The organism is Methanomethylovorans sp. PtaU1.Bin093 (assembly GCF_002067275.1).
Lineage (GTDB): Archaea > Halobacteriota > Methanosarcinia > Methanosarcinales > Methanosarcinaceae > Methanomethylovorans.
The window spans coordinates 1-23010 of sequence record NZ_MVQX01000067.1 but is presented as its reverse complement, the minus strand read 5'-3'; the positions used below and the strand labels follow the sequence as shown (position 1 = coordinate 23010).

General features: G+C 45.4%; 19 protein-coding genes. 12 read left to right on the top strand and 7 right to left on the bottom strand.

The window, feature by feature from the left end; translation table 11 throughout:
* The 5 genes from A4E24_RS07965 to A4E24_RS07945 form a co-directional block, all read right to left on the bottom strand.
* Positions 1 to 1333: hypothetical protein (locus A4E24_RS07965; RefSeq protein ID WP_292352753.1), on the bottom strand; the 1333-nt coding region annotated here is incomplete at its 3' end.
* A 470-nt stretch (positions 1334 to 1803) separates the two neighbouring features.
* Positions 1804 to 2025, bottom strand: a complete 222-nt coding sequence (locus A4E24_RS07960; protein WP_292352752.1) for a DUF3006 domain-containing protein — start codon at positions 2023 to 2025, stop codon at positions 1804 to 1806.
* 68 nt (positions 2026 to 2093) lie between these two features.
* Entirely contained in the window at positions 2094 to 3068 is a 975-nt protein-coding gene (locus tag A4E24_RS07955; RefSeq protein WP_292352751.1) for a ComEC/Rec2 family competence protein, read from the bottom strand.
* 223 nt (positions 3069 to 3291) lie between these two features.
* Complete coding sequence (locus tag A4E24_RS07950; protein WP_292352750.1) at positions 3292 to 4056, bottom strand: GTPase; 765 nt, start codon at positions 4054 to 4056, stop codon at positions 3292 to 3294.
* Between the two features lie 69 nt (positions 4057 to 4125).
* Entirely contained in the window at positions 4126 to 5436 is a 1311-nt protein-coding gene (locus A4E24_RS07945; RefSeq protein WP_292352749.1) for a hypothetical protein, read from the bottom strand.
* 245 nt (positions 5437 to 5681) lie between these two features.
* On the opposite strand from A4E24_RS07945, the gene A4E24_RS07940 reads away from it, so the two are divergent.
* From A4E24_RS07940 to A4E24_RS07920, 5 genes are all read left to right on the top strand, one after another.
* Entirely contained in the window at positions 5682 to 8006 is a 2325-nt protein-coding gene (locus tag A4E24_RS07940) for an RND family transporter (RefSeq protein WP_292352748.1), read from the top strand.
* Between the two features lie 53 nt (positions 8007 to 8059).
* Entirely contained in the window at positions 8060 to 9112 is a 1053-nt protein-coding gene (locus tag A4E24_RS07935; RefSeq protein WP_292352747.1) for a COG1361 S-layer family protein, read from the top strand.
* A 23-nt stretch (positions 9113 to 9135) separates the two neighbouring features.
* Positions 9136 to 9927: a TrmB family transcriptional regulator gene (locus A4E24_RS07930; protein WP_292352746.1), complete on the top strand. Its 792-nt coding sequence runs from the start codon at positions 9136 to 9138 to the stop codon at positions 9925 to 9927.
* 93 nt (positions 9928 to 10020) lie between these two features.
* Positions 10021 to 11526: a small ribosomal subunit Rsm22 family protein gene (locus tag A4E24_RS07925; RefSeq protein ID WP_292352745.1), complete on the top strand. Its 1506-nt coding sequence runs from the start codon at positions 10021 to 10023 to the stop codon at positions 11524 to 11526.
* Between the two features lie 136 nt (positions 11527 to 11662).
* A complete protein-coding gene (locus A4E24_RS07920; protein WP_292352744.1) occupies positions 11663 to 12991 on the top strand; it encodes a hypothetical protein in 1329 nt (442 codons plus the stop codon).
* Between the two features lie 31 nt (positions 12992 to 13022).
* Here the strand turns inward: A4E24_RS07920 and A4E24_RS07915 are convergent, their stop codons facing one another.
* Positions 13023 to 13697, bottom strand: coding sequence for a hypothetical protein (locus tag A4E24_RS07915; protein ID WP_292352743.1), 675 nt, complete (start codon positions 13695 to 13697; stop codon positions 13023 to 13025).
* 218 nt (positions 13698 to 13915) lie between these two features.
* Between A4E24_RS07915 and A4E24_RS07910 the strand changes: the two genes are divergently transcribed.
* From A4E24_RS07910 to A4E24_RS07890, 5 genes are all read left to right on the top strand, one after another.
* Entirely contained in the window at positions 13916 to 15883 is a 1968-nt protein-coding gene (locus tag A4E24_RS07910) for a methyltransferase domain-containing protein (RefSeq protein ID WP_292352742.1), read from the top strand.
* 179 nt (positions 15884 to 16062) lie between these two features.
* Positions 16063 to 17322, top strand: coding sequence for a UbiD family decarboxylase (locus A4E24_RS07905; protein WP_292352741.1), 1260 nt, complete (start codon positions 16063 to 16065; stop codon positions 17320 to 17322).
* Positions 17323 to 17329: 7 nt separating this feature from the next.
* Positions 17330 to 18508 (top strand): aconitase X catalytic domain-containing protein, encoded by a 1179-nt coding sequence (locus A4E24_RS07900; protein ID WP_292352740.1) that lies wholly within the window; start codon positions 17330 to 17332, stop codon positions 18506 to 18508.
* Positions 18505 to 18909 carry a DUF126 domain-containing protein gene (locus A4E24_RS07895; protein WP_292352739.1) on the top strand — a complete coding sequence of 135 codons (405 nt, stop codon included), beginning with the start codon at positions 18505 to 18507 and terminating at the stop codon, positions 18907 to 18909. Before A4E24_RS07900 ends, A4E24_RS07895 begins: the two co-directional genes overlap by 4 nt.
* A 43-nt stretch (positions 18910 to 18952) precedes the next feature.
* The gene (locus A4E24_RS07890; RefSeq protein WP_292352738.1) at positions 18953 to 20059 is read left to right on the top strand and encodes a TIGR04013 family B12-binding domain/radical SAM domain-containing protein; all 1107 of its coding nucleotides are present in this window, start codon (positions 18953 to 18955) and stop codon (positions 20057 to 20059) included.
* Between the two features lie 30 nt (positions 20060 to 20089).
* Here A4E24_RS07890 and A4E24_RS07885 read toward each other — a convergent pair whose 3' ends face one another.
* Positions 20090 to 20794 (bottom strand): YkgJ family cysteine cluster protein, encoded by a 705-nt coding sequence (locus tag A4E24_RS07885; RefSeq protein ID WP_292352737.1) that lies wholly within the window; start codon positions 20792 to 20794, stop codon positions 20090 to 20092.
* A 185-nt stretch (positions 20795 to 20979) separates the two neighbouring features.
* On the opposite strand from A4E24_RS07885, the gene A4E24_RS07880 reads away from it, so the two are divergent.
* Together A4E24_RS07880 and thsB are read left to right on the top strand one after the other, a co-directional pair.
* On the top strand, positions 20980 to 21153 hold the full coding sequence (locus A4E24_RS07880) for a DUF5350 domain-containing protein (protein WP_015325495.1): 174 nt from the start codon (positions 20980 to 20982) through the stop codon (positions 21151 to 21153).
* A gap of 183 nt (positions 21154 to 21336) precedes the next feature.
* Entirely contained in the window at positions 21337 to 22989 is a 1653-nt protein-coding gene (thsB, locus tag A4E24_RS07875; protein WP_292352736.1) for a thermosome subunit beta, read from the top strand.
* The last annotated feature ends 21 nt before the right edge of the window (positions 22990 to 23010 follow it).

Here is a 23010-nt window from a genome sequence, read left to right as displayed (position 1 = left end):
ATGCCAGATCACTATATGCAAGCCCTATATTGTCCCAGGTTATTGCATGGTCCATAGGGAATTCCTCAAAGGTGTGTATTTTGAGTGCTTCCTCGTGTGCGCTGATGGCTTTTTCAAGGTTATGTTCCCTATCTTCCACACCTGCCAGATCTCTGTATGCAATCCCCAGACTGTGCTGGACCATTGCATATTGTATCGGAAATTCGTCGGCACTCATTAACTTAAGTGCTTCCTCATATGCTCTGACAGCAACTTTTGCATACTCAGCTTTTTGGACCCTGACGAGGGAATATGAGAAAGCTTTGTTGCCTATTCCTATGAGTACAGCGTAATTATGAGAAAAAGTGTCTAACATCTCTTTAAGAATAGAGAGTTTCGATGCCGGTTCATGGAGTTGGACTATCTTTTCCAGATATACCTCTTCAACATGGATCTTTTTTTCCTCAGATACAAGTATCAATTCACTTCTCTTTAAAGGCCCAAGCACACGCAACCAATCTAATTCAGTATCAGGGTGATCCTTAATATAGACTGTTTCTATCAGTGCATAAGGGAATAGATGATCTCCCTCATATATGCCACACATGTGCAGCTTCTTTATTATCCTCAATATTTCTTTTTCCCTTTCCATAAGAGCATCATATCTTCTTCTCACTTCATGCAATCTCATGAAAACAGAACCAATGGTCCCATCAAACTCGGTGTCTTCCCACTTGATGTCTTCTCTTTCGGCTATTCTCTGAGCTTCGTCTTTGGAGATCAGACCAATATCAACTATATTTTTGCCAAAAACAGTAGAGATGTCAATTTTTTTGCTCACGAGCTCGAACTTTTCACCGCTCTGGCAGGTTGCAATGATGAGGAAATGCTTAGATTTGATAACTTCTATCATTTTTGCAAAGTTGCTCATTTCAACAAACCTGTCAAAATCATCCAGAATAACAATTTCAGTATTCATCCCATAATTATCTGCAAAAGGATAATCTCCGGAGTCAATATCCTCCGGGAGCGGAATTATCACATCGACCAGGGAACCCATGCTTTTGAGCACTTCAAAAACAGTTCTGGTTTTACCGGCAAGGGCATTTCCTCTGACCAATATGCTCTTCTCTTCCAGTAACATGTTCCTTAGGATCTCGTCTTCCTCACGTGGACGATATTTATAGGAAGGCCTGTTTCCCAGCATGTCCTTTGATTCAAGTCCCGCACCTGAGATCCATTTTCGTCTTAACAGCTTCTTTTGCTTTTTCTTTCTTTCAGAATACTTATCGTACAGGCCATACAGGAACTTCACAGGGGAAAAAGGAACAGATCCGTTCGTATCACCACTCATTCACAGCACCTTCAACTCAATTGTTTCATCTTGCAGGATATATATTTTATGCACTGGTGATATAAAGAATCACATTTGTGCTCAATAAGCCATTCTGGCTTCTGACTGTGTTAAAGCCGAAACAAAATGAAAAAGGATATATTGACCTTTCGTTTAAGTTAAGACTGCCAGTTCAGTTTATCCCTTATAAGTACCACCCACCCTCTTTCATCTGAACTGGTATACATTTTTTAGTACCTTGTTGATACTGCTATTGTTTCCTTTTCACAATTTATTAAAAAAATGCACATTAATATTCTCTGAAAAGTATCATAGGTCAGTTACATTCTCAAAAACTAACAATATTCAAATCTTTAAACATGAACAAAATGAAAACGAATATATACCACATTTGAACCTTAGAGAGTGTGCATCCAGTTCAGCACCATATGCCACCTATGATCGATCTTACCTGAAATGGCACCCAACCTTTAATTCTTGCTTTTGAGCTTATAAAGCAAGGCGGAAGCTCTTGCTTTTGCATTCCCGGTTTCCTGCATATCCTTTGTAATGTCAATGTTCAGGATATCGCCTTCCTCGCTACCTTCAGGCAAAAAGAAGAGAGGGATTTGAATCAGAGTTGTCTCTTCAGGCCTGGTAAGTAACACTGCAATTTCGTTTTCAATCCAGTCCAGGGTAGCCTTGAAGTTCAATTCAGTCTCTCCGGTAAGTCAAAGGTCTTTCCATTGCTTTCATTAAAGAAGGATGTATTTATTTGACCTCACTTCCCCGCTTTAATGACAGGGAAAAGTGAAGAGCTCTCATTCTTTATGCTGTTCTGATCCGAAGGGGACCTTTCAGTGGTCACTGTGTATGTTAAGCCATCGGTTGTGACTGTTATGGTGCCGTGATGATCTGTTCTGTAGACGGTGGATACGTTCTGCAATCTTTCAAGGACCTCTGAATGTGGATATCCATAGTCATTATCTCCACCCACTTCGATAATGCTGATCTCCGGGTTCACTTCTGCGATGAAGCTTTCTCCTGATCCTGAAGTGCTTGCATGGTGTCCCACCTTGAGGATATCGGAATCCACATAATAGCCTTCATTCATGATGCTTTCCTCAGTTCCAAGGCCAGCATCTCCCATGAGCAGGAATGAAACATTATTGTCTATGATCCTGAGAACTATGGAATTCTCGTTGATCTCTTCAGAGCGCTGCTTCTGCGGGTTCAGTACCTGTACCTGTATGCCGGGAGCAAAGTCCAGTGCTTCTCCCCGTTTTGCCACATGGAAAGGAATGCTCTTATTTTCAATGATAGTAAGCATATCTTCGTATGTCTGCGTAGTGTGAGGGTATCCCGAGTCTACGAACTCACCTACAGGATATTCAGTAAGTATTGTAAGCAGGCCTCCGATGTGGTCTGCATGCGGATGGGTCGCTACTACATAATCAAGGCTGGATATCCCCTGTTCCCTGAGGAATGCCGAAACATTGACACCTTTCTCTCTTTCGCCGGCATCGACCAGCATTGTCTCATTGGCATATTCAACAAGAATGGAGTCTCCCTGTCCCACATCTATGAAGTGGACCGTAAGGTTATCTCTTTGAGCGTCAGATGAGATATGTTCGGGCAAAAGATCCTGATCTTCAGATGTGCTTTCATTCAGAGTTGTATTGTTTGAAAGCTGATCCGCAGATATGGGTGGGCGTTCCTTCGGTTCTCCGAACAGGACACCCAGCATCACTAGCATAATGAAAGCTATTAGTACCCATTTCAGTTCCTTCCTGATGATATCCCCTCTACGCAGCAGATAAAATAAGCGTTGAGACGCAATACAGATAAAGTTTTCTTGTGGATTATGGTCAATTCGGTTTCGGAAAGGAAGAAATGTAAATGATGAATATTGAAAATACATCTTAAGTTAAAATGGGGAATATGGAGATCTGCTTAAAGTATTAAAATATCCTTTTTCTCTACACCAGCAGCAATCCCCGCTGCCAGTCGTTCACTATACGTATGCCTACCCGCGTATCGTCTACCTCGCCTTTCTTTTTCAGGCAGTTGGTCTGCCTGCCGATGAGTTCCAGTACATCGTAAGAGTCCTGGTTCTCGATGGTCACCTTGTAGAAGGCTTCCAGGGCAGTTTTGTTCTCCGCACACATTTTCTCTATGATCTTCAAAGCCACCCCTATGGGGTCTTTCAGATGGGTGGCGTCCTTTATGCCAAGCATCCCCTGCATGTATTCGTCATGCTCGTCAAAAGGTATCACTCCCGGGGTATCGATGAACTTGATGCGCGATCCAGCATTAACGAGCTGTACTCCTCTTGTGTGACCTGAGATGGAGGAAGTGCTGGCTCTGTGTCGCCCTGCCACGCCATTGATGACCGAAGATTTCCCGGTGTTGGGATATCCAAGGCTGCCTACAAGGATGTCCCGGTCTTTAATATCGGCAAGTTCAAGGATCCTGTGCCTGAGCATCGTTGTGCCGAACCTCTCTTTGCTGGATACGAAGACAGTAGGCGCGATCTTCGACAGACGGGATTTTGTTCTCTCGAGGGATTCCTGAGACACGAGATCGCATTTGCTCATGACTATGATGAAAGGTTTTCCGGCACGTACAATTTCAGCTTCTACCTCACTGTTCCTGGTCTCATCCGGGAAACGGGCATCTACCACCTCAAGCAGGACATCGGCCTTTCTGATGACATCCTTTACCATTACCTTGTAGCTTGCCATGGTACACGTAATGCTTCAGAAGCATATAAGGATGTCAGAATAGGCTTTCGATAGAAGTCCGGTCTGAAATTACTTTTCATTCCTTGAGGCCGAAAAAGATTCTATTCTTCTTGCGATCCGATGGGATATGTCCGAAAGGTAAGCAGTCCCCCATGCAGCCACAGCAAGGGCACCAAGCAGATCGAATAACATATCCCGCATTGTATCACTGATCCCATGCTGTGTTAAAAATGCCTTCATCTCAAACATAACTACCATCTCATCCGTCAGGAATTCCAGGATCTCCCATATCACGCCTGCCGCGAGGACAAAAAGAAGGATGAAGATGAACATGAATCTGGGAGGTATGTAAAGATCATCGGTGTAGATATCAATGGCCCTTATGATCACATATCCTGCAGCTGCGATGACACTTGCAGAAAGTGCATGGGTCAGGTTGTCCCATCTTGCGACCGTTTCATAGAACGACAAGGTCCCAAGTGCATCCAGAAAAACGGCAAGAGTGATCCACAATGTCAGGCTGGGATCAAGTGAGATGTAGTATTTACGTGTGAGGACATTTGGCACAAAAGTAATGCCCAATGCTGCGATCGCATTAAGTACCACATGCGTGTCCTTCAAATATATCCCAGCGAACGTCATTATCAACAGGCAGGCCTGCATGACCCTTGTTGCAAGCTCTTGTTTTTTTTGCGAGATCCGAAGCAATTTACGGATAGGTTCAGGTGGTCTGGTCGATGTGTATGCAGGAATGTCCTGTTCATCCTTTGAGGGAAATCTGATGCCGCTGGGAGTAGATCTTCCTTTGTGTCCAAAATACCACCCAAATATCAAACCAGCGACAATACCCGCAACTGTAGCATACATGAACTCATACATGACCTCAGTGTTGATAGTTTCCTGTGATCTGCCATCAAGGATGAAACTTGTTCCAATATTTATGTCCAATAACCACTGCATAAGGTACCATAGACCGGATATTGCAAGAGTTGTAATGAAAACAAAAAGAATTGCAAACTTGTGGTCCATCTTTACAGAAGTGAACCAGTTGATCTCTGCCGCTGCCAGCAATGCAATAGTTGCCACTGAAACATAATGGGGTATACTAGTGGGGAACAGATGGTAGTCTATTGCATTTCCAACCAGTGGTAATGCGACCAGCATTAGAAGATACCATGGAGGCATGATCGATAGATCCTTAAAGAACGATCCTGGAAGAAGTATTATACAGATAGCGAATGCACTCAGGACCCCCCACGTATATCTCCCATCCATAAAGCTCACGAAGGTCAGAAGGACCAGGGCCAATAGGATCATCCAGGATAAGATCGCATTTCTGTATGTATTCAGAAGAAGTTTGCTAAGCTTATCTCTGTCCATATTGTATCACTTCGATGTCAGGTCCAAACTTTATGATGTAGTAGATAGTGATATGAGAATATATAAGGCTGTCAGAGTGAGGATCATCGAACTTTTTCTATCAATTGTTTTTTCCCGGCTTTTTTCCCTTTTGACAGCTTTAAAGATCAAATTGTTGCACACAAATGACTACTATATTATATTAATTGATTATTGTTAATAGTAAATTATATATCCTTTTAGTATTGTACTACTAACAGCATATCATGTCTGTAAAACAAATATTTGAGAACATCGGGGCATTTGTAGAAAAATCGCCCAAAACAATACTTGCTACAGCCATTATCTTGATGTTATTGTCATTCATAGGTGCAGGCCTGATAGAACAGAAAAGTGGGACAGATACCTTCGTTAAAAAAAATTCTGAGATCTACCAGAACTATGACCACCTATACAAACAAAACTTTGGTAGTGAGGTTATAGTTGTACTTGTGGAATCTGATGATGTCAGAGAGTCCGAGATATTGGAGGCTATTAACAACTTTGACATGATAATCGAGCAAGACAAGGATGTAGAGAATGTGGTGAGCATGGCATCGCTCATCAAAAGTGCATCCTATTCTGCAACGGGCCGTTCAGAGATACCTGAAGATAACACCATTCTGACACTGATCGACCAATTGCCATCTGCTTACGTCGAGCAGTTCATGCCAGAAACCACACATACGCTCATAATGGTCCAGATGCCTGGAAGTATAAATGAGGATAACAAGAAAAGGGTCCTTGCCCAGGTCGAAAGAACGATCGAGATCGTTGACTTTCCAGCAGGTACCACTGCTGTGGCCACCGGTGAGCCGGCATACATAATAGCAATGTCAGAAGAAATGACCTCAAGTCTTGGAAACATGTTGGTCCTCGCCTTCATTCTGATGATAATAGGGCTCAAGATCGTTTTCAGACATGTCAGGTGGTCCTTGCTTCCAATACCGGTTATCCTTGTGGGCCTGATCTACACATTTGGAGCCATGGGTTTGCTGAGCATTCCCATGACCATGGCATCAATGGCAGTATTCCCAATCCTTATCGGCCTGGGAGCAGATTATGCGATCCAGTTCCAGAATAGGATAGAAGAGGAGCTTGCAAAGGGAGAGTCTGCTGAAGAGGCAGTAATTGATACAATAAAGCACACTGGCCCTGCAGTAGCTACTGCGGTCGTTGCAACTTCTTTAGGTTTTATAGCGCTGTTCATTTCTCCCGTTCCCATGATACAGGACTTTGGGAAGATGAGTCTTGTGGGAGTGATCCTATGCTACCTTGTTTCAATGTTCGTGCTAGTAGCTCTGCTATATCGGCTCGATAGAAGATCATTAGAAAAAGAAGCAGAAAAGAATTTTAAAAAGGAACTTAACAGACATCAGACAACCGTAAAGCCAACAACAGAGCATAGCTCCCCTCTTGGAAAGTTCCTTGCAAAAGTCTCCCTGCTGACAACAAGACATTATATGATCGTCATAGCACTGGCATCTGTTTTTGCAATTGCGGGACTATATGCAGATGAGCATGTAGGGGTACAGACAGACACAAAGGACTTTGTGCCTCAGGACATGCAGGCACTTCAGGACCTTAACAAGCTTAACAGGGTCATGGGAGGTAGTGACCAATTAAGTATAATGATCAGGGCAGACGACATAATGGACCCGGAACTGCTACAGTGGATGGTCGATTTCGGTGAACTGGAAGAGGAACGCCACAACCAGATAACGGGCTCTGGCAGCATTGGTTCACTGATATACTCTGGCTATGGCTCAATACCTTCTGATAAGGACACAGTGATCTCTATAACAGACAGTATGTCTTCTGTCGTTACTGACCAGTACATTGAAGGTGGGAACCTTGGTGTCCTTAATCTTAAACTTGAGAAAGACCTGCAAACACAACAGGTATCCAACATAATTGAAGCAGTTGAAAATGATCTGCAATGGTATGCCCCTCCACCAGGGGTCACGGTCACTGTCACGGGCAATAAAGTAACAGAAACTTCCATTATAGGTGCCCTTACATCAGGCAGGACTGCCATGGGTTACCTGGGAATGGCCATTATCTTTGTGGGTATGCTACTGATCTACAAGGACTGGATGAAATCCCTGGCAACAATACTGCCTATCGTGATGGTCACGGGCTGGCTCGGCGGAGTGATGTACCTGTCAGGTATGGAATACAATCCACTTACAGCCACACTCGGCGCTCTTGCAATAGGGATAGGGGCAGAGTTCACCATCCTTATGCTGGAGCGTTATTTTGAAGAACGTGACAAGGGACTGGAGCCACTTGATGCCATGGAAACGGCTGCGATCAGAATCGGACCCGCGATCCTTGCATCAGGTTTTACTGTGATATTCGGTTTTTCAGCTCTTGTGGCATCATCATTCCCAATGCTACGTGGTTTTGGGATAGTTACGGTAATAGCTGTAGCATTTTCGTTATTCAGCACGATTGTTGTTCTGCCACCTATTATGGTTAACCTGGATAGGTGGAGATCAGGACGCAAAGCATCAAAAAAGTATATAGAAGATGATAAGGTGAGTATATGATCTCTCTTAGAAATTTAAAGTTTCTTTCGATCGCAATCCTATTACTCGGTGGCATGCAGTTTGCATCCGCGGGTATAGATGAGAATGTTGTCTCTGAAATTGCAAGCGATTACTATGATGTGTATGGTTCTCCTCATCTGGTAGCAAACCTCGCTTGTGATGAAGTGTTCGAGAGAGGAGAAGAAGGAATCCTTTATGTGAATATACTGAACAATGGACAGATCACAGGATTCGAGGCCAACGAAGATGATATAGAAGATGATATAGAGGAGTATGGTGAAACACTCACCCGCACATATATGTCAAGCGAACTTCTGTCAGACCGGGCGATAACGACAGCAGATTCTATGACAGCAACACTTTCACTTGTTGACCCCGATGCTCCCATAAAGATAGAACAGGACACTCTACTTTTGGGTTCATTGAATACCGGAAAATCCCTCTCTTCACCCGCCGAATTCCCTATAGAGATCTACGACAATGCAAAAGCTGGAACTTACGATCTGCAGCTTTATGTTGCATATAGGTCCCAGAAGGATTCTGCGGTAACACCTCCTTACGGTGATACTTACTACTGGTATGAGGATATGAACCAGACAATGGTCCTTCAAGTAGTCGTTGAAGAAGAACCGTATTTCAGGATAGAGAATGTTGAATCTGATCTGCTGGCCGGCGATGAAAAAACCATCAATGTAACATATACCAATACAGGAGAGCAGATAGCACGTGAATGTATTGCAAGGATAAGTGTTGTAGATCCTTTCACCACCACGGACGATCAGGCATACCTGGGGGACATGCATCCTGGTGAGTCAAGGACCGCAGTATTCGACATAAATGTGGCAGAAGATGCAACAGTAAAGGATTATTCTATAAGTAGCGAGATAAAATATAAAGATGAACAAGATAAAAGCCAGTATTCGGATAATCTCAAAATACCTGTGTATGTTGGTCCGGCAGAATCCCTGAATGCCTCTGTTGCAGTTGGCTTTGTGCTTCTGGTAGGTATCATCGGTACTCCAGTATATATGATCGCCAGGAAGAAGAAGGAGAACAATTACAAGAAATATCTGGAGAACAAAGAAACAAAGGCAAATGAGAAATAAGTGTATCCCGTGAAAATGGTATTATGAACACCTTGATCGAATCACTTCAACAACTGGGTCTGACAACCTACGAGGCTAAAGTGCTCATAGCACTTACACGCTATGGTAGTGGAACTGTGGCGGACATCCACGCATTGTCGGGTATCCCCCGCTCCGCTGTGTACGGCGTGCTCACCAAGCTTAAGGAAAAGGGAGTCATAGATACCCAGAACACTAAACCCATGCGTTACAAGGCAATAGCTCCAGACCAGATCATTGACAGGTTGAAGGTGAATTATGAAAAGGCTGTCAAAACATCTCTGGAGCAGCTTGAAAAGATCTGTAATGCACCTGACATCCCTACAGATGACGATGCAGTATGGAATATCAGCGGCGTGAAGAATGTTACTGATAAGATAGTCCAGATGTTAGACTCGGCCAGGGAAGAGATAGTACTGGCATCTACATACCCCTCATTAGACAAGGCTATGGATGTTTATCCGATCATGGAAATTATCACACAGAAACTTCAGGAGAAGATAGATGAAGGTTTGAAGGTACGGATCACCATTAACGAAAATCAAGCTGTAAATAAAAAAGTCCAGGGAGCTGAAGTAAGAGTCTACTCGGGAGAGATGAGTGAGAATCTGCTGAAGGGTGGAATTCTGGTGATAGATAACAAGGAACTTCTGATCATCACTATAAAGAACGAGAACATTCCCATGAACCTTACTGCGACATGGTACAACGGCAAGGAACAGGTCTCTATTTTCAGGCATTTCATTGAGATGGAGTGGCAAGCATGCAAACCTATAGGATCGATCAATAATGTTTAATTTTGAAAGCTTATGTTCCTTTGTCCATAGGTGGCATACTTAACGGCATATGAATCAGTACATTTATGAGCCTTCCCGCCGTCCCTCATATCAATGAAGGATAGTGAAAAGGAAATAATTTCCACTCTTAAGTATGTCTCCCATATGAAACCTGAGTTCATGCTGTCGGAGATACAGAATTACATTACAAGTGACATGTCCGTTGAACAGATCTATGATGCTGTTAAGCCATTTCTGTACGAGCTGGACATTGATGCCTGTCCGGATGGTGCTGATTTCAGGATAAGGCTGTCTACTCCTGCAACTGTAATGCAACTAACCGAAGAAGAAGTAAAGAAAACTGAGCTTTTCCTCAGGTCTGCAGTAGTTTCAGCGAAACTGCAGACAGTTATCGAGCAATACATCAGCAAGAAGACCGCAAAGGCCTGGGATGACCCGGTTGTCCTGGAAAGGATAAGAAAAGCTGTTGTGGGTCAGAAGAATGTATACTGGAAAGAAGGCAGTTCCCGGAAGATCTCTTATGAAAAAGGCTACAATGTGCTGGGATACCTTGCTTATCAGTTCCCTGTGTATTTTGTACAGTTCCAGCATATGCTATATGAAATGGCTCAGGCCGGTATCCTCAAAACACGCATGAAGATCCTTGATGTGGGCACCGGTCCGGGTACAGTGCCTCTGGCTATTGCCGATTTCTATAAAAGACTGGAAGGTCGCAAGGCTGACATCTACTGTGTGGAGCTGTACGATGAGAATATCGAAGCTTTCAACTCCCTTGTTCCACACTATGCTCCGGATTCCGTAACTCTGCACGAGCCTATAAGATCAGATGTGTGTAAAATAAAGCCTGAGAGCCTTCCTGAGAATATCGACCTTATGGTGTTCTCGAATGTGCTCAATGAGATCAAAGATATCACCATTGAGCAAAAAGCGGGCATAGTGATGAAACTGGCTCAAAGGCTTGCATCTGATGGCAGTATACTTGTAATAGAGCCCGCGGACAGGGCAAACTCGGTGGAGCTGCGCAGGCTGAGCGTTGCGCTCAAAGAGGCTGGCCTTGGTATATACGCCCCATGTTCCTTTATATGGGGTTCAGGCTGCAGCCTTGAAGAGTGCTGGAGCTTCGAGCAAAAGCAGGACATCAATCCAACACTCCTGATGCGCAAGCTTGCAGAGTGTGATGAACCGTACCGCTATATCAATACAGACCTTAAGTATTCTTATTTTATAGTGAGAAAGGACGGCCTCACCAAAGAGTGCTACAGAGTTCCTCCAAAGGCACGGTTTGCGCGTTTCTCCAAAATGGGCACGCACAAAGACAAGCGCATCAATGTAGTGTGTTCTCTTATGTCAGGTGACCTGGGAGATGAGAAGTACAGTCTTTACAAGGTGTGTGACGGCACATCCAGAAAAGCTGTATATGCAGTATTTCCATGGCATAATGTCACTGAGGACAATAGCCTTATTAAAAGGGCTAAGTACGGAGAAATATTGGAGCTTTATAATGTGCTTGTGAACTATAATAAGGAAAAGGATGCTTATAACCTTCTTCTTAGTAAAGGAAGCACAGTTAGCCGTGCTGGCGAGGATAAAAACGATTGATCACGTTCATTTCTTATTTTAAACCCCTTAAAGCCATATTTATTCAGTGATAACTACGAATTTCTTTGAAGTTTAAGAAGTTCTTTAATATGTGCACGCCCATATTATGCATTGTCAGTTCAAAAGGGTGAAATTCATGAACAGATCACAATTAATAATATACGGATCGATCGCTGTGCTTCTTGTCTATATGACAGGAGCAACAGCATTTGCAGGCGATGCGGCAGTTTCCGAGCCTGCGGTGGCGATCACAGAGAAGGTTATATCTTCCACGGTAGGTGGTGCGGTTTCCAACGCCGGAACGATCACTGAAATGGATACGATAAGAGTTGATCCCAGCTACTATTATACAATGTTGCAGCCCGGGACCAGTGAGAACTTCACTGTTACCGTGACCAATAAGGAAGACGTTGCAGTCACACTGCATCCCAGACTGGTAGTCACACCATACACTTACAGTTACATGGACGAGAGCTGGGTTACGATAACTCCTTCAGAGAAGGCCCTTGAGGCAGGAGAAAAGGCACAGTTCGAGGTAAAGGTATCCATTCCTGAGGATGCGAAGGTAGGGAACTATGCTGCAACACTGGCCTTTATGGAAAACGTGCCTGAGGGAGATATACTGTACCAGGGATTCCCGGGCACTGTACAGCTGAACGTGGATGTCTGGATACCCCCTCAGGTGCAGATCCTTACAACATACATATACGACAGGGTAGAGGCCGGCAAAGTATACAACTATGAGATCGTGCTGAAGAATACGGGCGACTCCGAAATTGCCATAGACCCCAAGCTTGTGGAGAACATGTACTACCCAATGGTCGCTGATGTAAGCTCAGTAGCGGTGGACGCTGCAGCATCTATGCCATACTATGGCGGATACGGACAGGCCTTTGGAACCGATGCCATCATTATATCGGGTCCTTCAAGCATAAAGCCGGGAGAGACTGCTGTGGTAAATGTCAAGTTGGAAGTGCCTGATGATGCACAGGGAGACTTCTCTGGCAACATAGACCTGAACATTGATGATCCGGGCATCCGCGAGTATGAAGGAATGGTTTCCCTTAACTTCCACGTGGCGGTACAGCCTGAAAAGCCCTATGAGATCCCCTTCAAGGTAAATGGGAATGGAACAGTTACGATCGAGCTTAGATCATACATATATGATATGTATGTCTCAAGCAGCAGTAGAGACCCATATTTTGAGGTCAAGCTCATAAACCCACAGGACAAGGAAGTCGAAGCGGTGCAGGAAGCCCTGCAGTATGGCGGCATGGTCACATTAGGGAGCATCTCCTACCCGGTCTTCAAGACATCCGGGAACAATCCAGAATATCAGAGCAATTCACAGAATTATGTGGAAACTTACACAGTACAGGTATCTGCAGGTCAGTGGACCCTGTCAGTAATGCCGCATAACACGGAGAGCTTTGAGTACTCCATAAAAATCGAACCTTCCCGATGAACCTGAAGTGAAGTTGCCAGCCTGACGGGAACTAGAGGGGAAGCTGGCACTTCCTATCTTTTATGCTCATGCTGATCTGGTCATCGTCGATTGAAAAAGGAGCAGAAGCTCTTTTATCTATGTTGAATCCTACCAGGAAACTTCCCAGCATTTGTTTCTGATCCCCGCATATCTTTAATTGAAGATATTCGTGCGTATAGCGCGAAGGTATTGCCATGACAGCATCAGAGATGCCACCAAGAGCATCTAATCGAGGGCACGGCTGTGCTGTGATAAACATGCAGATAGGGTCATCTATATTGCTATTTCTTACGGATTCTTTGTCATAGAAAACGATATTTCCCATGATAAATGGATCAGCATGTTCACTGAAGTCATTTATCGTGTTATGGTCTTGTATATCCTCACCTATCATTTTTCCTTTATGGTACAGTTTTATGGTATTTATCGGCCAATCGTATTCTTTGTTTACCATCAGAGACAGGACCACATCAGAACACAGCGCTCTTCTTATTCCGGCATTGTGTTTTCTGCCGATCACCCTGCAACCGTTCTGTTCATCCAGTATTTCAAGTTTTCTTATATTTTCTAAGTCTGCTGTATCAAGAGATATTACTCTGCAGACACCTTTGACAGATATCAGTTCTTTTTTTGCTGATTCGATCATTCTTGTTTGCTGGCTTATTTTTGCCATTGGGGTTGTCATGTATTAAAATTGCAACTTATATTATTTAAAATACTATGATGTATAAATTAAATGTAGATACATATATTGTTAATACAAACATGCTTTTCAAGCAATTTAATGCATAGTCACAGGGGTATTTTGCTTAATAAATCAGCAATCTATTTTTATTCTATTAATTACATATAATTGGCCAGTGGACATCCCAGTCCATTTCCAAATCCGGAAGGTCAAGTCAGATGAATCGAAATACTTTGATATGCTCCCAAAAGAAGTATGCTCCAAAACCTAAAAGTCTTGGGCCCGTATCCAGTCTTGAAGAACATGTTAATCCTGACTGGTGGAAGAAGATATTCAATTCCCTTTATCTGAAGACAGATGCTGATGTAGTAGGTGATTCAGAGATAACCAGGGAAGAGATAGATATGTTCCTCTCCGTTCTGAACCTTTCGCAGGATAGCAGGATCCTGGACCTGTGCTGCGGACAGGGGCGTCACTCCATGGAGGTGGCAAGGCGAGGTTTCAGGAACGTAGAAGGACTGGACAGGTCACATTATCTCATTCAAAAAGCAAAGAGCACTGCAAAAAGAGAGGGCTTGAACGTACGGTTCAGGGAAGGGGATGCCCGGAAAACACCCTATTTGACCGACAATTTCGATGCTGTGTTCCTGTTGGGGAATAGTTTTGGTTATTTTGAAACTTCAGAAGAGGATCTGAGGGTGCTTAATGAAGTAAAGAGAGTGCTCAAGCCCTGGGGAAAAATCCTGCTGGACGTGACCGACGGATCTTACCTGAAAGCAAATTATCAGCCCAGGTCGTGGGAGTGGATAGATAAACATAATTTCGTATGCAGGGAGCGTTCCCTCTCCATCGATGGTCAGAAATTGATCTCCAGAGAGGTCGTAGTCAATGATGAACAGGGTGTCATTGCAGATCAGTTTTACGCAGAAAGGCTGTACACTCAGGAATCTCTTCAGGAACTCCTTAAAATGGCTGGTTTCAGTGATGTTGAGGTCGTAAACTCCATTGGGTCCAACAGTAAGAGGAACCAGGACCTTGGCATGATGGAGAAGCGTATAATTATCACAGCCATACTGCGCAAGGAATGGACAGAGCCAAAAAAGAAGGTCCATACAACGCAAAAGGATGTAGTGGTAGTATTCGGTGATCCGTCCAAGAGAGATTCCCTGAAACCATGCGGTGTTTTCGATGATGACGATCTGTACACCATCGACCAGCTGAAAGGGGCTCTTAAGGAAAGAGAGGAATATTCCTTCAGGTTCCTGGACAACCACGACACCCTGATACAGGACCTGCAACGCCTTAAGGGAAAAGTGGATTTCGTTTTCAACCTTTGCGATGAAGGCTACTCCAACGATCCGCAGAAAGAACTGCATGTACCGGCTCTGCTTGAGATATTGGGTATACCTTACACAGGTTCAGGCCCGCAATGCCTTGCCTTCTGCTACGATAAAGCTCTGGTAAGAGGTATTGCCAAGGATCTTGGCGTGCCGGTTTCCGAAGGTATTGTCATTAAGGCAGAGGATGTTCTGTTCGAAGTCCCTATGCAATTCCCGGTAATAGTCAAACCCAACTTCGGGGATTCAAGTTTCGGCCTCAATCAGCATAGTGTATGTCACAACCGCGATGAGGTCGTGAGAGCGATCTACGACATACGGGAGGGGCTGGGTTATGACAAACCCATCCTTGTCGAAGAGTTCCTCACAGGCAAGGATCTGAGCATAGGCATCATAGGCAATCCTCCTGAGAACTATACAGTGCTGCCTATCATAGAGGAGGATTATTCCGCACTTCCTCCTGAATTGCCCCGAATGTGCGGGTATGAGGCAAAATGGATCCCTGATTCCCCATACTGGAAGATCCGCTCCATTGCTGCTGATATACCCAGGGAAATGGAGGAATTCATATTGGAATGCAGCCTGAAAATGATATCAAGGCTGGAATGCAGGGATTACACGCGTCTTGACTGGAGAATGGATGCAGCCGGTAATCCGAAATTGCTGGAAGTGAATCCCAACCCAGGATGGTGCTGGGACGGCCACCTGGCTAAAATGGCAGCATTGGCGAACATGTCTTATCAGGAAATGATCGCCAGCATCCTCAAAAGCGCAGATGAGAGGATAACAGGGGCAGAATCGACCAAGAGTTTGGGACCAGTTCCGGAATTTAATTTTAAGCTATGTTAGAAGCAACGTGAGGAATGAATTTTATTGTTGGCCCATGTCTTGATGATGTGGGCCCAGCTCCTATTTTTGAATGAAAATGAAGAGTTTTTGTTAGTTGAAATTGGAGAGATAGGCACGTTATTTTCTTTGTTTACACGAAAAATGTATGTATCCCTCCGAGCATGTAATAACCAGATACGATGAGAGATTTTATAGAGCAGCTAAGAAGCAGTGGCAAGATCACAGAGATCAGGCAGAGTGTTTCAAGGGAGTTCGAAGCTCCGAGGATAGCAAAAAAGACACAGGGGCCTGTGCTTTTCCATGATATCGAGGGCAAGAAAGCGATCATGAACCTTTTGGGTACGCGGGATGAGCTTGCGGTCATGTTCGGAGTGCCCCGGGATATGATCATTCAAAGGCTCTCCGAGGTGCAGCCGGAAGGGGAAGTTGTAATAGTTTCTGAGTCACCCACAATGGAAATTGTGGATGAGGAGGTTGACCTGTACAGCCTCCCTATAATGAAACATTTTGCAAAGGACGGTGGCCTGTATATCACTGCGGGTATCGTGGTCAGTGAATACGAAGGCTCCATGAATGCATCCATTCACCGCCTGATGGTGCTTGGAAAGGACAAGCTGGCTGCAAGGCTGGTGCCTCCGCGACATACTTATTTATTGCACAAAAAGGCTGCTTCAAAGGTAGATAAACTGCCCATAGCGATCGTCATCGGTGCAGACCCGGTAATAACGTTCGCATCGACCACCCGCGTGCCTGTGGGTAAAGAATTCCACTATGCAGCAGCTCTGAGAGGTTCCCCGGTGGAATTGTTCGCATGCAGCAATGGCGTAAAGGTCCCGCATGCTGAGATAATACTGGAAGGGTACATCGATCCGGTAGAGCGTGTGCCGGAAGGGCCATTCGTCGATATCACCGGCACCTATGATGAGATCCGTCCTGAACCTGTGATCCACATTACCAGGATAATGCACAGGAAAGACCCCATCTATCACGGCATCCTCCCAGCAGGACCGGAACACCTGCTTATGATGGGTGTGCCATACGAACCGAAGATCTACAGGGCGGTCAGCGAGGTGACCACTGTGAAGAACGTGGTGCTCACAGAAGGCGGATGCTGTTATCTGCATGCAGTGGTGCAGATCGAGAAACAGACCGAGGGAGACGGGAAGAACGCTATCATGGCTGCCTTTGCAAGCCACACAAGCCTCAAGCATGTGGTGGTAGTGGACGAGGACATCGATATTTTCGATCCGAAGGACGTGGAATTCGCCATTGCGACCCGCGTGAAGGGCGATATGGATGTAATGATCATTCCCAATGTGAGGGGTAGTTCCCTTGACCCGCGGGGTGCACCTGACGGCACTACGACCAAAATAGGCATAGATGCTACCAAAGTCCTGAAACAGGCGGAAATGTTCGAAAGGGCGAAGATGCCCGAGTAGGTGGACGATGTATCTTACAAAAGAAGAACAGGCAATGCTCGACGGTGAAGAAGGCGAAACACTCCGGAAAGCTATTGAGATACTCGTTGCTCTGGGTGATATCTACGGTGCTGACAGGCTCATCCCCGTCAAGAGCGCCCAGATAGCCGGGGTTTCATACAAGACCATAGGTGATGCAGGTCTGGAATGGATATCGGACCTGCATGGCAAAGTAAGGATCCCTTCCATACTCAATCCCGCAGGCATGGACCTGCAGGACTGGAAGAAAATGCGTATAGACCCCGAATTTGCGCATAAGCAACAGCTGATCATCGAAGCATACGAAAAACTGGGGATCAGTGCTAAATGCACGTGTACTCCCTATTATCTGGAAGGGTTCAGTGCCACTTACGGGGACCATCTTGCCTGGAGCGAATCCTCTGCAGTCTCATACGCAAATTCCGTCATCGGAGCAAGGACCAACCGTGAAGGTGGTCCATCAGCTCTCTCGGCCGCCCTTGTGGGTAAGACTGCTAACTATGGCTATCATCTTGATGAGATGCGCAAGCCTACAGTATCGGTTACAGTGGAGTGCGAACTGGAGGGCTCTGACTACGGTGCCCTTGGGTATATAATAGGAAAAATGGTGGGCAGCGGAGTACCTTTGTTCACTCTGAAAGGAAAGCCTGATAATGAAGAGCTGAAATCACTGGGTGCTGCCATGGCCGCTTCCGGTGCTGTTGCTCTGTACCATGTGGAAGGCGTTACCCCTGAAGCAAGGAAGAACAAATTTGCAATGCCGAAAGAGGACATAGTCATTGAGAAAAGTCAGATCAGAGAGATATACGATAGAACAAAACCCGATATCAATGACCTGGATATCATAACCATCGGCTGTCCGCATTGTTCCCCGGCTGAACTTTCCCTAATAGCGGGATCCCTTGAAGGCAGGACCGTCAATAAGGAAGTATGGATCTGCACTTCCAGGGAAGTTGCGAATAAACATCCCGAACTTGTGCGATCCATTGAGAAGAGCGGGGCAAAAGTGGTCTGCGATACCTGTATGGTGGTATCGCCGGCAACTGAAAGATATAAGACCATGATGGTGAATTCCGGCAAAGCCCTGGCATACGTGCCCGGAATGTGCGGAGTTCCCACCCTTTTTGCTGACATTTATAAATGCATCAGGGAGGCGGTGAAGGAATGAAGGTCAAATGCCGAACCATCTCCAGGGGCTGTGCAGAGGGGCAAGTGCTGATCACACACGATCCCATCTCTTTTCTGGGTAATGTAGATCCTAAGACCGGCAAGGTGGTGGATGCGAACCATGAACTTTTTGGACAGTCGATAAAGGACAAGGTTCTGGTCTTTCCTCATGGAAAGGGCTCCACTGTGGGTTCCTATGTAATATATCAGCTCTTCAAGAACGGTGCTGCTCCTGCAGCCATGATAAACCTGGAATCCGAGCCCATAGTTGCTGTGGGTGCCATCATTTCTGCCATACCGCTGGTGGACAGGCTGGAAAACGATCCTTATTCCTTCCTAAGCAATGGCATGTTCATAAAAGTAAATAGCAGTGAAGGGTATGTGGAAGTGCCTGAAGGATAATAGATGCAATGATGAAAAAACGTAGTAGAAAAGTGGTGTACTAATGGATATTTGTTTGAGGTGGAAACGAAAGAACGCCTTCAGCCTTGCTGCGCTTGCGCCATTGCTGCCCAGCATACATAGAGTTAAAGCCCCTGCCGATGGCATAATGATATACAGTCTGGTGACAAGGCAGGCAGCGAGCGTGTTCAGGGAAGTGCAGAATGCAACCACAAATTCCATTTACATAGCTGGGGGCCCTCATCCGTCAGGGGATCCGGAAGGCACTTTACGATATTTTGATTATGTGGTCATTGGTGAAGGAGAGGCGACTCTTCCTGAACTTGTAAAGGTGCTGCAGGAAGGCGGGGATGTGAGCAGTGTCAAAGGTATTGCCTACAAGGATAATGAGGGGAAAATTATCTACACTCCAAAAAGGGAGCCCATAGAGCTGGATGACTACCCATGTTTTGATCCTCATCTTATCAAGGCTCCGATTGAAATAAGCAGGGGATGTCCCTGGAAATGTAAATACTGCCAGATCCCGCAGATGTTCGGCAGTAAGGTAAGACACCGCAGTATAGATTCCATAGTGAGATATGCTCAGCACTATAAGGACCTTAGGTTCGTTTCATCCAATTCGTTCGCCTACGGAAGCGATGGTATACACCCGCGTTTCGATAAGGTGGAAAAGCTGCTGGGGGCTTTGTATGAGATCGGGAACAAGGACATTTATTTCGGTACTTTTCCTTCGGAAGTGAGACCAGAGTTCGTGACGGATGGATCTCTGGAAATGGTGAACAAGTATTGTACCAATGACAGGATCAGTCTTGGCGCACAGTCCGGCAGTGAACGTGTTCTCAGGGAAATTCGCAGGGGACACACTGTAAGGGAAGTGGAAATAGCCGTTGAACGTTGTTTTGAACATGGTATCACACCTACTGTTGACTTTATTCTGGGTTTCCCCGATGAAACCGAAGAAGAGCAGGAGATGAGCCTTGAACTCATAAAGTGGATATGTATCAAGGGCGGTGAAGTGCGGGCACATTATCTTGAACCTTTGCCCGGAACACCTTACGCTCATGTGTCTCCAAGCAAGGTCAGCGAGAAGGTCAACAGTGAGCTTGGTAAGCTTGCTCTGAACGGCAAGATAACAGGTTCATGGGAGTGAATATCTGTGATGGACCAGGCATTGTAGTTTTTAACGCAGATGCTCTTCGAACTTCCCATTACAAAATACCATGACCTTCACTTCTTCACCTTTGCTCAGCTTTCGCATCATGCGGTCATAGATGCTCTGGACGTGTTTCAGGTGGTGTTTCTTGAAATGTTCACTGACCGTTTCCAGAAACCAGATCTGATGTTTAAGGTATGCTGTTTCGTACTCTTTGGTGAATGTGGCTATCCTGCTGCATTCCTCATCGGTTATCTCTGAATGGTAGCATCCATGTTCGTTCAGGCCGCTGATCTGTCTCCAGTCCATTTTCCCGCTGTCATCTGCTTCCCGGTGTAGCATATATGGATACAGCTTACATATCATAGGCCTGTCTTCATAGATACTACACCTTCCCCCTTCAAGGAACATACACGAACCATCTTCTTTGGTGCGCAAGGCATAACCTGAAACATAGAAGGTTCCGTTATTATCGCAAAATTCAAAATATGGTGCAGGCTTCAAAACATCGGATGATATAGTCCTGATACGCGGTACTTCCCTATCAAGCATGAAAATATGATCATTGAACTCACTGGTACAGCATTTTGCACACATGTCGCACTCAAAGCCCACTTCTTTGATGATCTCACAGAGCTTTTCCATGGGAAAGTCCAGCAGGTCATGCAGCTCTTTTCGTGCGTAAAGTATTTCTTCTTCTATAGATGGTCTGGCTACAATGAACAACTCCATTGATAATGATCACCATTTTAACCGGCATGTTATTAAGTCTATCTTCAGTGTGTTCTGAGTATATCCTGAGAACAAAATGAAAAAAGAGAGATATTTCCGTAAAGTTTAATTATGAGCATCACCTCTAATGCTAAACTTACTTATGATTACATTATCGACATTCAAATACTACATGAGGATTCATTATGGGTAAAACAGGCAGTATAGTATGGGCAAAGGTCAAAGGAAGAAAAGGTAGGACCATAAAGGTAAAGAAGGCAGAGGAAGCTAAGGCGCACCCCGGCCCTGCACAGAGGTATATGGCATCAGGCGCAAAGCGGAGATTCATAAGGCGCTCTCCGAAATCTATAGTCAAGTGAAGATCTCTTTTCTTTTCAATGCAGGGGACAATAGTGTTTTCGATGTCACCCTGCTATATCACCACATTTTTTTCAAAAGGTGCTTGGTTCCATTCATGCGTAATGGTTATATAGAACTACAATCATTAAAAAACGTCTGATAGATCTAATCCCTTATTACACTATTAAAGGAGGATAAAATAAATGGCAGGACAGATGGCTGGACAGCCGATTTTCATCTTAAGAGAAGGAAGCCAGAGAACAAAAGGCAGAGAAGCTCAGAGCAACAACATTATGGCCGCAAAGGCAGTTGCAGAGGCAGTGAGAACCACCTTGGGACCAAAAGGCATGGACAAAATGCTGGTGGACAGTCTCGGAGACGTTGTTATTACCAATGACGGCGCCACCATCCTTAAAGAGATGGATATCGAGCACCCGGCTGCAAAAATGATCGTCGAGGTTTCCAAGACCCAGGACGATGAAGTGGGCGATGGCACCACCACCGCAGCGGTTATTGCTGGCGAGCTGCTGAAAAAGGCAGAAGAGCTTATCGAACAGGACGTTCACCCAACCATCATAGCTTCCGGATACAGGATCGCTTCAGAAAAAGCCGGAGAGATCCTTCAGACCCTTGCAAAGAAGGTCACTATCGATGATGAGGACATTCTCCTGAACATCGCCGGAACAGCGATGACCGGAAAAGGAGCAGAAGCTACCAAGGACGTACTTTCCAGGATCGCAGTATCTGCTATTAAGAGCATTGTTGATATCGATGGCCAGAACAAGGTCGAGATGGACAACATCAGCGTTGAGAAGAAGGTAGGAGCACGTATCGAGGACTCCGAGCTCATCACCGGTATGATCATTGACAAAGAGCGTGTACACAGCAACATGCCTAAGAAAGTTGCAAACGCAAAGATAGCTCTTATCAACACAGCCATCGAGCTTAAGGAAACCGAAGTTGACGCAGAGATCTCGATCACATCCCCTGAGCAGTTACAGTCCTTCCTTGACCAGGAAGAGAAGATGATCAGGAGCATTGTCGAGAAGATCGTGGCAAGCGGGGCAAATGTAGTGTTCTGTCAGAAGGGTATCGACGACATGGCCCAGCACTTCCTGGCCAAGAGCGGTATCTTCGCAGTAAGACGTGTTAAGAAGAGCGACATGCAGAAGCTTGCAAGGGCAACAGGCGGCAGGCTCATCACCAACATTGACGAGATCACAGCTACAGACCTGGGTAAAGCCGAACTTGTAGAAGAGAAGAAGGTCGGCGGCGACGAGATGACCTTTGTCACTGGTTGCGAGAACCCAAAGGCAGTATCCATTCTGCTGCGCGGCGGTACCGAGCATGTCATAGACAACATCGAAAGAGCATTGCACGACGCACTGAGAGTGGTCGGAGTTGCTATAGAAGATGAGAAACTGGTAGCTGGCGGCGGTTCACCTGAGGTAGAGCTCGCGCTGAGGCTTTATGAGTATGCAGCAACTCTCAGTGGCAGGGAGCAGCTTGCAGTTAAGGCATTCTCAGAGGCACTTGAGATCATCCCAAGGACACTTGCCGAGAACGCAGGACTTGATCCGATAGATAAGCTCATGGAGCTGCGTGCTCACCATGAAAAGGGATCAAAGACCGCAGGACTTAATGTGTACACCGGTGATATCATTGACATGTGGCAGGCTGGCGTTGTGGAGCCTCTCAGGGTCAAGACCCAGGCGATTAATGCAGCTGCAGAGTCTGCTGTGATGATCCTCAGAATCGATGACATCATCGCTTCGACCCGTGCACCTGCAGGTCCATCTGGCGCAGACATGGTACCCAACATGCCACCAGGAATGGGCGGCATGGGTATGGAATAAATATTTACAAACAGAACAGAG